Origin of the sequence: Wolbachia endosymbiont (group A) of Beris morrisii (assembly GCF_964028185.1) — a bacterium.
Taxonomy (GTDB): Bacteria; Pseudomonadota; Alphaproteobacteria; order Rickettsiales; family Anaplasmataceae; genus Wolbachia.
On the sequence record NZ_OZ034760.1, the window covers coordinates 593,952 to 606,408 of the forward strand.

Genomic DNA, 12,457 nt, shown 5'->3' on the forward strand with positions numbered 1-12,457 from the left:
GTAGCTGAATTAATTTAGATTTACTGGATTTAATATGAAAAAGACCCAATACAATAATTTAGTTTCATCTTACGCTAGAGTGCTGTTTCATGTCTCAGGAAGCAGGTTAGGTATTATAAGGAAAGAAGTAGAATTTTTGTTGGCTTTTTTTAAGGATCAACGTGATGTTTTTGTGTACCTATCTCATCCTATGATTTCTTTTGCACACAAAAAAGAAGTGATGCTTTCTATAAATGAGCACTTGAGTGAGAATTTAGTAAAATTTATTATGGTTATATTTGCAAATAAACGCTCTAGTTTATTGATCCTTATATTAGAAAAATTCTTAAGTCTTGCAAGAGAAAATGAAAATGAATTCGAGATTACTATAAAGTCAGCAGAAACTTTAAAGGAATCTGATATAAAAATAATTACTGAATCTTTGAGCTTTCTTGGTAAAATAATAAAAGTAAGCAATGTGGTTGACCCTTCTATACTAGGTGGCTTCGTAGTTAGGTATGGTTTTAATTTGATCGATGCTTCGCTAAAAAGTTGCTTGGATAGGTTAGTTGAATTAAGTAAAATGGAAATATTAAAAGTAAGGAATTTTGTATGAAGAACAGTATGAATGTCTCTGAGATAGCAAGTATAATAAGAGAAAAGGTTGAGACGTTTGATAATCCTATAAAGCGGGAAAATATAGGTGAAGTAATTTCAGTAACAGATGGTATCGCATTGGTTTATGGACTGGAAAAAGCAAAATTCGGTGAAAAGGTATTTTTTGCAAGCGGTGTAGAAGGAATAGTTCTTGATTTAGATCATGATACGGCTGGAATAGTTGTACTTGGTAATGACCGTGATGTGAAAGAAGGGGACGTTGTAAAATGTAGTGGTGATGTTGTGCAGGTGCCTATAGGGCATGAATTGTTAGGGAGAGTTGTAAATGCGTTGGGCCATCCTATAGACGACGGTGGGGAAATTAGAGCCAAAAACAGAATGGATATAGAATCTAAAGCGCCAGGCATTATTGATCGTAAGTCTGTGCATGAGCCACTGCAAACAGGAATTAAAATTATAGATTTGCTAATTCCAATAGGTAGAGGGCAGCGTGAATTAATTATTGGTGATAGACAAATTGGTAAAACTACTATTGCGCTTGATACTATTATCAATCAGAAAAAGATTAACGATGAGGTAAACGAAAATCAAAAAGTTTACTGTGTTTATGTTGCTATTGGACAAAAAATTTCAACAGTAGCAAAAGTGGTAAATAAGCTGAAAGAAAGCGGAGCATTAGAGTATACAACTGTAGTTGTGGCTAGTGCATCTGACTGCGCGCCTATGCAATTTTTAGCACCTTATGCTGGTTGCACTATTGGGGAATTTTTCCGTGACAATGGAATGCATTGTTTGATTGTATATGATGATTTATCTAAGCATGCTGTGGCATATAGGCAGATGTCTTTATTGCTCAGACGTCCTCCTGGTCGTGAAGCTTACCCTGGAGATATATTCTATGTACATTCTCGCTTGCTTGAAAGAGCTGCTAAAATGTCTGATAAAAAAGGGCAGGGGTCTTTAACTGCTTTGCCAATTGTCGAAACTCAAGCTGGTGATGTATCTGCATATGTGCCAACAAATGTTATTTCAATTACCGATGGGCAGATCTTTCTTGAGTCTGAATTATTTTATAAAGGATTTCGACCTGCAGTAAATATAGGTTTGTCAGTTTCACGGGTTGGTTCTGCTGCACAACTAAAGTCTGTGAAGAAAGTTGCTGGTTCTATTAAGCTAAGCTTAGCTCAGTATAGAGAATTGGAAGATTTCGCAAAATTTGGTTCTGATCTTGATGCTAGTGTTCAATTATCCTTGAATAAGGGTAAATATCTTGTCGAGTTATTAAAGCAAAAACAACATTTACCTATGTCAATAGAAGAGCAAGTAGTGCTGATGTATATTTTTTCTAACCTGTATAATCAGTTAAGTAAAATACAAATAAGTTACATTAATAAATTTGAACATGATCTTATTAATTATTTTCATACTGTGCATCCTGGGGTTTTAAAAAAGTTGTCAAATGACATGAGTGATGATATAAAAGGTGATATTTTTAACATTGTGAGTAATTTCGTTACTCAATTTAATTGCGTTTAGGTGGTGATTATGGCTTCATCCATTATTAATAAATTTCCTATAACGAGTAAAGGTTTTGAGAATATGCAAGCCGAACTTGAAAAATTAAAGGAAGAAAAACCTTCTGTGATACAGGCTATTTCTGATGCTCGTGATCAAGGTGATTTGTCTGAAAACGCAGAGTATCATGCAGCACGGGAAAGGTTAGGTTTTATTGAAGGCCGTATAATGGAGATAGAAAGTAAGCTCTCACATGCGGAAGTAATAGAAGTAAAAAATTTGTCTGGTGATTCAGTAATGTTTGGTGCAACTGTGACATTAAGCATGTTAAGTGATAATAACGGTGAAGTGGAATATGTTTATAAGGTTGTAGGCGAATATGAAGCTGATGTTTCAAAGCAGTTAATATCTACTAGTTCACCACTCGGGAGTGCCTTAATCGGCAAAAAAGTCGGTGAATATGTGGAAGTGACAGTGCCAAATGGAGAGAAATTGTATAAAATAGTTAAGATTGAATTTAAGTAAATTATTATGGTACAGGCCACTTATGCTTCAATGAGTCTACCCGGCATTTCTTCTGTGGAAGATGTATTAGAGGATGCTCGTTCCGGTAAATTATTCATTTTAGTTGATGATGAAAATAGAGAGAATGAAGGTGATTTGGTTGTCTTAGCTGAAAAAGTAAAACCAGAACATATGGCTTTTATGGTTAGGTACGGTACTGGCATTGTGTTTTTAGCTATGACAAAGCTTCATATGAATAAACTAAATCTTGAGTTTATGAGAAGAAGTAATGTGGATGAAAAGCTTACTCCTCATACTGCATTTACTACGTCAATTGATGCGCGTTATGGCATTACAACAGGTGTTTCTGCTCATGATAGAACGCATACGATACTTACCGCTATTGATGAAAAGAGTACTAAAGATGATATTATTACTCCTGGGCATGTTTTTCCTATTATTGCAAATGATGGTGGGGTTTTAGCACGCAATGGTCATACTGAAGCAAGTGTTGAAATAGCAAAGTTAGTTGGCTTTAATCATGCAGCTGTAGGGTGTGAATTAGTGAATGATGATGGCTCTATGATGCGCTTACCTGAGCTGCTTGAATTTGCTGAACATCATAAAATTAAGTTAACCACCATCGACAAACTTATCAGTTACGTCAAAAAATCAAACTAGCGTTTATAAATTTGTATAATTTAAGTGTTAAAATATAAAATTCCTGTAAGTTGTACAAATACAGAATTTTCATGTTTAAAATTGCTAAGTTTTTGACTTTATTGTTCTTTTTTGCATATTATAATAATGCTTACTCTATTAACATTATTAGAGATAGTGAAGTGGAAGCAATAGTGAAAGAGCTAGCGCAACCTTTATTTTCTGCTGCGGATGTTGATAGTGACCGAATGAAGGTTTTTATAATTAATGATAATTCGATTAACGCTTTCGTAATTAACAATAATAGTATTTTCATTCATTTAGGGCTTTTACAATATTCGGCTAAACCTTATGTTCTGCTTGGTATATTAGCACATGAAATTGCTCATATATCTGCTGGTCATATATTGCAAATGAGTGGTGCTATGGGTTATTTTCAATCAATAGCAATGATTAGTTATATGGTAGGATTAGTTTCTAGTATTATCATTAATCCTCAGATTGCTGGTGCAATTTTGCTTAGTGGTGTAGCGCTTAGTTCAAGGCTGTTTTTTAACTATTCTCAAGAGCAAGAAAGTGTAGCAGATAGCTATGCTTTAAGATATCTTGATGAATCTGGCTATGATAATTCAGGTATGAAAGAGATTTTTGACTATTTTAAAAGTATTGAGCATGAGAACACCGAGGAATATTTCCGCACTCACCCACTTAGTGATAAACGCATATTTGCTGTGCAAAATTATAAGGTTAAAAACAATGTAAAACCAATTTTTGCGGATAAATTACTAAAGTTTGAGCGTGTGGTTGCAAAGCTAGACTCTTTCTTTACTCCTATTCATGTGTTATCTAATAAATATGAAGGTAATTCTGAGTATGTAAATGCTATAGTTTACTATAGGCAAGGAAAGATAGAAGAGGCTATAGCTAAAGTTAATTCATTGATTCAAGAATCACGCAATGACTCATACCTATATGAATTAAAAGCAGAAATGCTATACAAGGCTGGAAATTTAAGTGAAGCAATAAAAATGTATGAAGAATCGCTTAGGTATTTATCTGAGAAGAATAGTTATTTAGTAAAACTCGCATTATCTCATACTTTATTATTACACGGTGATGCAAAAAAGGCGATTTTTTACCTGGAGCAGATTTTGAATGTAGAACCAAATAACGCCTTTGTCTGGAAATATTTAAGCATTGCATATAAATGTGAAGCTGATACGGCAATGCATTATTTTGCCTTGACAAAAAAGGCTTGTATTGAAGGTGATTTAAAGCAATTTACAAAATATGCTGAGCTAGCTGTTAAAACTCTACCAAAAGATAGCCCTTATTTGTTGCAAGTTGAAGATATGAAACGATTTAATGGATAACAAAAAAGCATTTCTGCACTTTTATGGGTTATTTTTGTCCACACTTTTCCAACATAGCTTTTGCTTCATTGCTTACGTTGGGCATAACTTTCATTATAATCGTCTTAGCGCCAAAAAATACACCACAGAACATGCCTAGAGCAAAGAGAGCTGGCCACGGCATCCTGCCAAATATTGCAAGCAAAGCTGCACCAATTATTACTACCGTCATAAGTGGACCGCCTATTCCCCAAACATAACCAATAATATTGCATATTACTTCAGTTGTATCATCCATATCAGGGTCAGCTGCATAACCTGAGAAAGAGAAAAGCAATACTACACAAAAAACACTAAAAAATTCCATTATAGAGCTCATTTTTTGCCTCTAAATAATAAACTAACGCAAACCTAAACCTACACATATTTTTATTTTAAAGTAAAAATTATAATTTGTCCATACATAAGTGTTGCTACATAAATAACCCACCATTAATGTTAAGCACATGCCCTGTTATATATTTTGCTTCATCACTTGCTAAAAATAAGACCCCTGCTGCTATTTCTTCCCCTGTTCCCATTCTTTTCATTGGAATATTATCTAATATTTTTCCCTTTTGTACTTCATTTAAAACTTCAGTCATTTTAGTATCTATAAACCCAGGAGCAATACAATTTACTGTTATATTACGACTTGCAACTTCTTTTGCTATAGATTTGCTCATAGCTATTATTCCAGCTTTAGACGCTGCATAATTTGCTTGCCCGGCGTTTCCTGTCAGCCCTATTATTGAGGAAATATTTATAATTCTTCCCCAATTATTCTTAATTAGTTTCCTGCATGCTTCTCTACTCAGCTTAAATGTAGAGCTCAAGTTAATATCAATTACTTTTTGCCATGCTTCATCTGTCATCCTCAATAATAAACTGTCTCGCGTAATGCCCGCATTGCATACAAGCCCGTCAAAGCCTTCCATCAACTCACTTGCTCTATTTACTAGTTGATTTACTTCCTCAGCATTTGATAAGTCACAAGGGAGTATATGCATATTTTTTTCATATTGTTTAGCAACTTCTTCGAGCACTTCTTTTTTTGTGCCAGAAATACATAAAGTTGCTCCGGCTTTGTGCATAATTTTTACAATTGCTTGCCCTATTCCGCCTGATGCGCCAGTGATCAGGAACTTTCTGCTTTCCAATTTAAACATAATAACTTTATATTATCTTAATTCCTAACAGAATATTGACTGGTTGGCAATAGATTTCTTACATAATATAAGTAACTCAGATATTCACAAAATAAAGAAAAAGTTATAATAAAGTTAAACGTCAAAAAATTTTAAAAACATAGTTGCAGGAATTGTTACTAAATAGTTTATTCTGGTGCTCTACAGTCTAAATGGAATGCTTAAATTATAGATTCTTTGTTTTTGTGTGTTATCTTGAGTTAACACAAATTCACAGTAGTATTATGATAAGTAAGTTAAAAAAGCTTAGCGCTGGATTTTCTTTGACAGGCTTGATTGGCCATAGTGATAATATAAATATGCAAGGAGCAAAAAATAAAAAGAAGAAGTACCCAAAATTTTTGGATAAGACGTTTGCATTGATTGATGCAGTGATAAATTTTATTTTAAAACGCGAAAGTAATAACGTAAATGAAGTCCTGAAAGTAACATGGGGGCCACTATCTTTTGGTCTGATAGTGATACTCATCTTTTTTGGAATAGGCGGTATTTGGTCGGCTATAGCTCCAATTGACGGTGCGGTGCATGCAAGTGGAGAAGTTATTGTATCTTCAAATAGGAAAATAGTTCAACACTTGGGCGGAGGAATAATAAGCAAAATTTTAGTAAAAGAGAGCCAAGCAGTTAAAAAAGATGAGCCTCTAGTTTTGTTGAGTGATGTTAACGAGAAGGCGAATTTAAGTATTATCAAAGAGAAGCTCTTATCATTTTTAGCAACAGAAGCAAGGCTTCTTGCAATCAGAGTAGATTTGGACACGCTCGAGTTTCCTGATGAGGTTAAAAAATTATCTCACGATGAACTTGTAAATAAAGCGATAAAGAATCAAGTAAAGTTGTTCAACTCTCAGAGAAAGAGCATATTGGGAAAAACAGACATACTGCAACAACGTATAAAGCAGTTAAATGATGAATTAGCGGGGCTAAACTTTCAACTAAATGCAGCTCATAAGCAATATGACTTGGTAACTGAGGAGTTGGAAACAAAAAGACAATTACTTGATAGTGGCCATATAAGCAAACCACACATTTTAGCTTTAGAAAAACAGTTTGCTGAAATTGAAGGCAGAGTTGGACATTACCGTTCTGCAATATCTCAAGTGCAGCAAAAAATTGGAGAGAACGAATTAGAAATTATAAACGTAAAAAATGATTCTCAAGAAAGAGCAAACGCTGAACTTAAGGAAGTTAGTACGTCTATTGCAGACTTGAAAGAGAGGCTGATGGTTGCTGAAGATTCACTGGCACGTACAATAATTAAATCCCCTCAAGATGGGATAGTTACAGATATAAGATACCATACTGAAGGTGGTGTTATACAATCTGGAGTTCCGATCATGAGCGTAGTGCCATCGGATGATGACTTAATAATAGATGCTAAAATTCAGACCAGAAACATAGAAGAGGTACTGTCAGCACAAAAGAAAGATAGCAACATAGTCTCTATTGATGGGCTAGAAGGACTAAAGGTTAAAGTCCGGTTAAGTGCTTACAGTGCACGTCGTTTAAGTTTAATTAGTGGTATAGTAAGCCATATTTCTCCTGACGCTCTTGATGATCCAAGACTAGGGCGTTATTATTCAGTGCGCGTGGTGATACCAAAGTCAGAGCTTGCTCAGTTTAAAAATGTATACCTATACCCTGGTATGCCAGCAGAAGTGTACATAGTTACTCAATCCCGTACTCTTTTATCATTCTTGTTTACGCCTATAATTGCAACAGTCGATAGGTCTTTTATAGAAAGGTAGCTCACTCGTTAAAGTAGTAGTGAAAGTGCCGTAATAAAATTTAGGTATATAGTTAGACAATAGGCTTCTTGCACTACCTCCCAGTGTCATTCAATAGAAACGAAAAATTGCTTTACAAACTCCGCCAGCCCCCTTATCATGAAACTGAAGCTATTTATTTATCTTCGCAATCTGTGCAGGTTAATGACAAAAAACTTAGGGTATTTGGCGTCTCATGTTTAATTTTTCGCACTACGTGCATCGCATGTCTTTAAAAATTTCTGGGTTTTTACCTATACAAGCCGAAACGCGCTTACAAAGCGTTTAAGACAGCAAAAAACGTCAAATTGACAAGGGAGAATTTGAATGCTAGCTACTACGGGGTTTCTTTGCCTTTTTTCCTGCTTAGTAAATTTCTTAAACACTTGCGGTGTAGGTTAGTTGCAAGTTAAAAGCAGCTAAATCGCTCTTAATCAAGCGTTTTAGAATAAAAAAAACGCCGATATTTTAGTACATAGTAAATAGCCAACCACCACGGGGCTTCTTTTGCCTTTTTTTTGTTTGGTAAATTTCTTAATATTTATGGCTAAACGACAACCGTCAATCCCGCTGCTTGTTAGCGGGATCTCTTGTTAGCGGCTGAGATACCGCGAATGAATCGCGGTATGACGGTTAAGTAGGGTGTCATTCCAGTCTGGGATCCAGTCTTTATTATGCAGCCACTTGGTTAAAATTAAGTTTTCTGGATCCCAGTGTCTGGGCACTGGGATGACAAGAAAGAGGCTACTTGGATGACACCCTGACAATCGTCATCCCGCTGCTTGTTAGCGGCTGAGAGATACCGTGACGGTATGACGGTTCGCGGCGGCATGACGATAACTTCGTCATCCCGCTACTTGTTAGCGGGATCTATGCTAAGATTTTGGGTGAAATCAGGAATTTTAGCGTATTTTGCCTTGTTTTGGCGAAAGACCTTCATGAAACTTTGCCCATTTGGCTTCTCTAAAGATTTCGTTTACAAAATCTAGTAACTCAGCTATGCAGAATGAAAAAAGTTTGTATGGTATACAAATAGTGTGTTTTTTATAATTATTTTCTATAATGCATAAACCTTTGGTCCAGTAAATGCTACCATAGGCATTAAAAGTTAATTAACAAACTGCAATGTATAATGAGATAAAGACACTTGTAAGATTTTGATCTTACAGATTATAAACTTGTCATAAAGTTTAATAGTGTCTGTTACTGCTTTTAGGTGTGAGGCTAGAGGGTTATTAGCAGTAACAGACACTATTAAACTTATTATAGAATTTACTTAAAGTAAATACTTAATTTAAAATATTATAATATTTTTACTTACAATAGATTTATGTAAATGCTTTTTTCCTCAAATTAGTATTGTACTATTATACTTGTTGAATGCTAAAAAATTATTAACCATCACTAATCTCTATTTGCATAGTAAGTTTATATATACTATTATACAGTATATCATTTAGTTTTATAGCAAACAAACAAAAGATATGGTGAAGTTACTTGCACTATTGATAATATTTTACTCAAATATATCTGTTGCCTCTGCTCCTACTTCCTGGCAATTTGGATTTCCTGCTCCTGCAACTGAAGTAATGGAGGCTGTAGTTAGGTCACATTCGTTTGTGATGGTTGTGATGGTTGCAATAATGCTTTTTGTGTGGGCGCTGCTTGCTTATGTAGTATTTCGCTTTCGTAAAAGCAAAGTGGCAAACGTAAGCCAAACTAATCACAATGTCCTTTTAGAAATTGTTTGGTTTGTTATACCAACGATTATTGTTGGAATATTAGCCTTTGAAAACGCTAAATTACTGAAGCTACAGGAAGAAATACCGAAAGCTGATATAACACTGAAAATTATTGGCCATCAATGGTATTGGAGCTACCAATATCCAGAATATCAAGGCGTGTCGTTTGATAGTTATATTAAGGGAGAAAAAGACTTTATCGAAGGAGATTTAAAGCTATTCTCTGTTGATAATAACATCGTTTTACCCGTTAATGCTAACGTTCGTTTACAAGTTACAGCAGGAGATGTGATACACAGCTGGGGAGTACCAGCTTTCGGTGTAAAAATTGATGCGATACCAGGTAGGCTGAATGAGGCGTGGTTTAATGTCAAAAAGCCAGGTGTTTATTATGGGCAGTGCTACGAATTGTGTGGTCTAGGCCATGGATTTATGCCAATTGTTGTTGAAGCAGTAAGCAAAGAAGATTTTAATAAGTGGATCGAAAATAGAAAATTAGTGAGTTAAATTTGGAGTATAGATATGAGTGATGTACCAAAGGGCATAAAGCGTTGGTTGTTTTCCACTAATCATAAAGACATAGGGACACTGTACATTATTTTTTCCATATTAGCTGGAATTATTGGTGGATTATTATCGGTGATTATTCGCACTCAGCTAATGCACATTAATATACTTAACAATAATTATCAATTATATAACGTAATGGTTACAGGGCATGCGTTGATAATGGTGTTTTTTATGATAATGCCAGCCCTCATGGGAGGATTTGGTAACTGGTTTGTACCTCTCATGATTGGCGCACCAGATATGGCATTTCCTCGTATGAATAATTTAAGTTTTTGGTTATTAGTGTCATCTTTTATTTTGCTCATTCTCTCAGTGTTTATTGGTGAAGGTCCAGGTACGGGTTGGACTTTATATCCGCCTTTATCACAAATTATGTCCCACCCGAGTGCAGGAGTTGACCTTGCTATACTTGCACTTCATGTTGCTGGTATGTCGTCAATTATTGGGGCGATCAACTTTATAGTTACTATATTTAACATGCGCGCAAAAGGAATGTCATTAACTAAGATGCCACTGTTTGTTTGGTCTGTCTTGTTAACAGCATTTATGTTGATTGTTGCCTTACCAGTGCTTGCCGGTGCTATAACTATGCTTCTTACTGATCGCAATGTTGGTACTTCCTTTTTTGATCCTGCCGGTGGTGGCGATCCTGTGTTATTTCAACATCTATTTTGGTTTTTTGGTCATCCAGAAGTTTACGTAATTATTTTTCCTGCATTTGGCATCATAAGTCAGGTTGTATCAACTTTTTCTCACAGACCTGTATTTGGTTACATAGGGATGGTTTATGCAATGATAGGTATAGCAGTATTTGGCTTTATGGTTTGGGCTCATCATATGTTCACTGTTGGGCTTAGTGCTGACGCTGCTGCATTTTTTAGTACTACCACAATTTTTATCGGTGTTATAACTGGTGTAAAAGTCTTTAGCTGGATTGCAACTATGTGGGGCGGAGCGATTGAGTTTAAAACCCCTATGCTATTTGCACTAGGTTTTATTTTTATGTTTGTTGGCGGTGGCATAACGGGAATAATTCTCTCTCATGGTGGAATAGATAAGCTCCTGCACGACACCTATTATGTTGTTGCTCACTTCCATTATGTCATGTCACTTGCTGCATTGTTTGGAACTTTTGCTGGCTTTTATTATTGGATTGGTAAAATGTCGGGTAGGCAATATAATGAGCGCTTAGGTCAAATCCACTTTTGGCTTACTTTTATTAGCACCAATATCACTTTTTTACCTCAACATTTCTTAGGATTAGCTGGTATGCCAAGGCGTATACCTGATTATCCTGATGCGTTTATCCCTTGGAATTATATATCCTCAATTGGCTCATATATGTCCTTTGTTTCAGTTATGTTTTTTGTGTTTATAGTTATACATCTCTTTAAATGGGGCAAGAAAGCTGGAGATAATCCTTGGGAAGGTGACACCTTGGAATGGACGGTATCTTCACCACCGCCTTTTCATACTTTCGAAAAACCACCAGTGGTAAAATAGAATGTACACAAGTATTTTGCTAAATGTTGAATCAACAATACTGGATTTTTGGCGTTTGCTGAAGCCAAGGATAATGTATCTTGTGGTATTTACTGCAGTTGCTGGTATGGTTACTGCACCAGGTAGTATGCACCCTTTTCTAGCACTAATATCTCTTATATGTGTTGCTCTTGGCTCAGGATCTGCAGGTGCTATAAATATGTGGTATGACAGAGACATAGATCTGCTCATGGAAAGGACAAAAAACCGCCCTATACCCTCAGGTAGAATTTCTGCAGAAAGCGCGCTTGAATTTGGTATAATTCTTGGAATATTATCAGTATTTATCATGGCAATAGCAGTAAACTATATTTCTGCTGCTTTGCTTGCAGTTAGCATATTGTTTTACGTTTTCGTATATACAATTTGGCTAAAAAGGCGTACTCCGCAGAATATCGTTATCGGTGGTGCAGCAGGTGCTTTTCCTCCAATGATTGGCTGGGCAGCTGTGACTAATTCTGTCAGTTGGGAAAGTTTCATTTTATTTTTAGTAATTTTTATGTGGACTCCACCACACTTTTGGGCCCTATCTTTAAATAAGTCTGAAGACTATGCAAAGGCATCAATTCCAATGTTCAATATTGTTTATGGTCCGGAAAAAACAAGAAAATATATATTAATTTATAGTGTTTTGCTGGTGCTAACTAGCTTGCTTCCGGCTCTATTTTTGAAAAAGGCTTTACTTTATCTAAGCATGGCAACCTTTGAAGGTTGCGTTTTTATTTGGTACGCTGTATCTGTTATGAAGTTCAAGAATCACAGCTCACAGAAAAAAATGTTTTCTTATTCAATTTCTTATCTATTTTCCCTATTCGCCAGTATTATTTTTTGTTCTATTGATTTATTTTAGTTATGAAAGAACGGCAGAAGCATAAAAACTATTTTTTACTTTTCCTTTTGGTAATGCTCGTTGTCACACTTTTTTTTGTTTCTATAATAAAATTTAAAGGTGCAGCTTAAACTAC

General features: G+C 35.4%; 13 protein-coding genes. 10 read left to right on the forward strand and 3 right to left on the reverse strand.

Going from position 1 to position 12,457, the window contains the following annotated elements; genetic code table 11:
- Positions 1 to 34 precede the first annotated feature (34 nt).
- From atpH to ABWU69_RS03065, 5 genes are all read left to right on the forward strand, one after another.
- The gene (atpH, locus tag ABWU69_RS03045) at positions 35 to 595 is read left to right on the forward strand and encodes an ATP synthase F1 subunit delta (protein ID WP_265025655.1); all 561 of its coding nucleotides are present in this window, start codon (positions 35 to 37) and stop codon (positions 593 to 595) included.
- Positions 592 to 2,133 (forward strand): F0F1 ATP synthase subunit alpha, encoded by a 1,542-nt coding sequence (atpA, locus tag ABWU69_RS03050; RefSeq protein WP_265035469.1) that lies wholly within the window; start codon positions 592 to 594, stop codon positions 2,131 to 2,133. Before atpH ends, atpA begins: the two co-directional genes overlap by 4 nt.
- A gap of 9 nt (positions 2,134 to 2,142) precedes the next feature.
- Positions 2,143 to 2,637 carry a transcription elongation factor GreA gene (greA, locus tag ABWU69_RS03055; protein ID WP_265025652.1) on the forward strand — a complete coding sequence of 165 codons (495 nt, stop codon included), beginning with the start codon at positions 2,143 to 2,145 and terminating at the stop codon, positions 2,635 to 2,637.
- Between the two features lie 6 nt (positions 2,638 to 2,643).
- Positions 2,644 to 3,297, forward strand: a complete 654-nt coding sequence (gene ribB, locus ABWU69_RS03060) for a 3,4-dihydroxy-2-butanone-4-phosphate synthase (protein ID WP_265035471.1) — start codon at positions 2,644 to 2,646, stop codon at positions 3,295 to 3,297.
- Between the two features lie 71 nt (positions 3,298 to 3,368).
- The gene (locus ABWU69_RS03065) at positions 3,369 to 4,649 is read left to right on the forward strand and encodes a M48 family metalloprotease (protein WP_265035473.1); all 1,281 of its coding nucleotides are present in this window, start codon (positions 3,369 to 3,371) and stop codon (positions 4,647 to 4,649) included.
- A gap of 28 nt (positions 4,650 to 4,677) precedes the next feature.
- Here the strand turns inward: ABWU69_RS03065 and ABWU69_RS03070 are convergent, their stop codons facing one another.
- Positions 4,678 to 5,007 (reverse strand): TrbC/VirB2 family protein, encoded by a 330-nt coding sequence (locus tag ABWU69_RS03070; RefSeq protein WP_265035475.1) that lies wholly within the window; start codon positions 5,005 to 5,007, stop codon positions 4,678 to 4,680.
- A 94-nt stretch (positions 5,008 to 5,101) separates the two neighbouring features.
- Positions 5,102 to 5,836, reverse strand: coding sequence for a 3-oxoacyl-[acyl-carrier-protein] reductase (fabG, locus tag ABWU69_RS03075; protein ID WP_265035477.1), 735 nt, complete (start codon positions 5,834 to 5,836; stop codon positions 5,102 to 5,104).
- A gap of 263 nt (positions 5,837 to 6,099) precedes the next feature.
- Between fabG and ABWU69_RS03080 the strand changes: the two genes are divergently transcribed.
- The gene (locus ABWU69_RS03080) at positions 6,100 to 7,620 is read left to right on the forward strand and encodes an HlyD family type I secretion periplasmic adaptor subunit (RefSeq protein WP_265035479.1); all 1,521 of its coding nucleotides are present in this window, start codon (positions 6,100 to 6,102) and stop codon (positions 7,618 to 7,620) included.
- A 611-nt stretch (positions 7,621 to 8,231) separates the two neighbouring features.
- Here the strand turns inward: ABWU69_RS03080 and ABWU69_RS03085 are convergent.
- Positions 8,232 to 8,405: a WPE palindromic element domain-containing protein gene (locus ABWU69_RS03085; protein ID WP_265035480.1), complete on the reverse strand. Its 174-nt coding sequence runs from the start codon at positions 8,403 to 8,405 to the stop codon at positions 8,232 to 8,234.
- A 90-nt stretch (positions 8,406 to 8,495) separates the two neighbouring features.
- Between ABWU69_RS03085 and ABWU69_RS03090 the strand changes: the two genes are divergently transcribed.
- From ABWU69_RS03090 to ABWU69_RS03105, 4 genes are all read left to right on the forward strand, one after another.
- The gene (locus tag ABWU69_RS03090; protein ID WP_341812787.1) at positions 8,496 to 8,627 is read left to right on the forward strand and encodes a hypothetical protein; all 132 of its coding nucleotides are present in this window, start codon (positions 8,496 to 8,498) and stop codon (positions 8,625 to 8,627) included.
- A gap of 495 nt (positions 8,628 to 9,122) precedes the next feature.
- A complete protein-coding gene (gene coxB, locus ABWU69_RS03095; protein WP_265035481.1) occupies positions 9,123 to 9,887 on the forward strand; it encodes a cytochrome c oxidase subunit II in 765 nt (254 codons plus the stop codon).
- Between the two features lie 15 nt (positions 9,888 to 9,902).
- Positions 9,903 to 11,453, forward strand: coding sequence for a cytochrome c oxidase subunit I (gene ctaD / locus ABWU69_RS03100; RefSeq protein ID WP_265035482.1), 1,551 nt, complete (start codon positions 9,903 to 9,905; stop codon positions 11,451 to 11,453).
- Position 11,454: 1 nt separating this feature from the next.
- Positions 11,455 to 12,342 carry a heme o synthase gene (locus tag ABWU69_RS03105; protein WP_353285373.1) on the forward strand — a complete coding sequence of 296 codons (888 nt, stop codon included), beginning with the start codon at positions 11,455 to 11,457 and terminating at the stop codon, positions 12,340 to 12,342.
- Positions 12,343 to 12,457: the final 115 nt, after the last annotated feature.

What these genes read in the sequence shown, in the direction of transcription:
- atpH (WP_265025655.1), top strand. Translation starts at nt 35, where the DNA reads ATGAAAAAGACCCAATACAATAATTTAGTTTCATCTTACGCTAGAGTG.
- atpA (WP_265035469.1), top strand. Translation starts at nt 592, where the DNA reads ATGAAGAACAGTATGAATGTCTCTGAGATAGCAAGTATAATAAGAGAA.
- greA (WP_265025652.1), top strand. Translation starts at nt 2,143, where the DNA reads ATGGCTTCATCCATTATTAATAAATTTCCTATAACGAGTAAAGGTTTT.
- ribB (WP_265035471.1), top strand. Translation starts at nt 2,644, where the DNA reads ATGGTACAGGCCACTTATGCTTCAATGAGTCTACCCGGCATTTCTTCT.
- ABWU69_RS03065 (WP_265035473.1), top strand. Translation starts at nt 3,369, where the DNA reads ATGTTTAAAATTGCTAAGTTTTTGACTTTATTGTTCTTTTTTGCATAT.
- ABWU69_RS03070 (WP_265035475.1), bottom strand. Translation starts at nt 5,007, where the DNA reads ATGAGCTCTATAATGGAATTTTTTAGTGTTTTTTGTGTAGTATTGCTT.
- fabG (WP_265035477.1), bottom strand. Translation starts at nt 5,836, where the DNA reads ATGTTTAAATTGGAAAGCAGAAAGTTCCTGATCACTGGCGCATCAGGC.
- ABWU69_RS03080 (WP_265035479.1), top strand. Translation starts at nt 6,100, where the DNA reads ATGATAAGTAAGTTAAAAAAGCTTAGCGCTGGATTTTCTTTGACAGGC.
- coxB (WP_265035481.1), top strand. Translation starts at nt 9,123, where the DNA reads ATGGTGAAGTTACTTGCACTATTGATAATATTTTACTCAAATATATCT.
- ctaD (WP_265035482.1), top strand. Translation starts at nt 9,903, where the DNA reads ATGAGTGATGTACCAAAGGGCATAAAGCGTTGGTTGTTTTCCACTAAT.
- ABWU69_RS03105 (WP_353285373.1), top strand. Translation starts at nt 11,455, where the DNA reads ATGTACACAAGTATTTTGCTAAATGTTGAATCAACAATACTGGATTTT.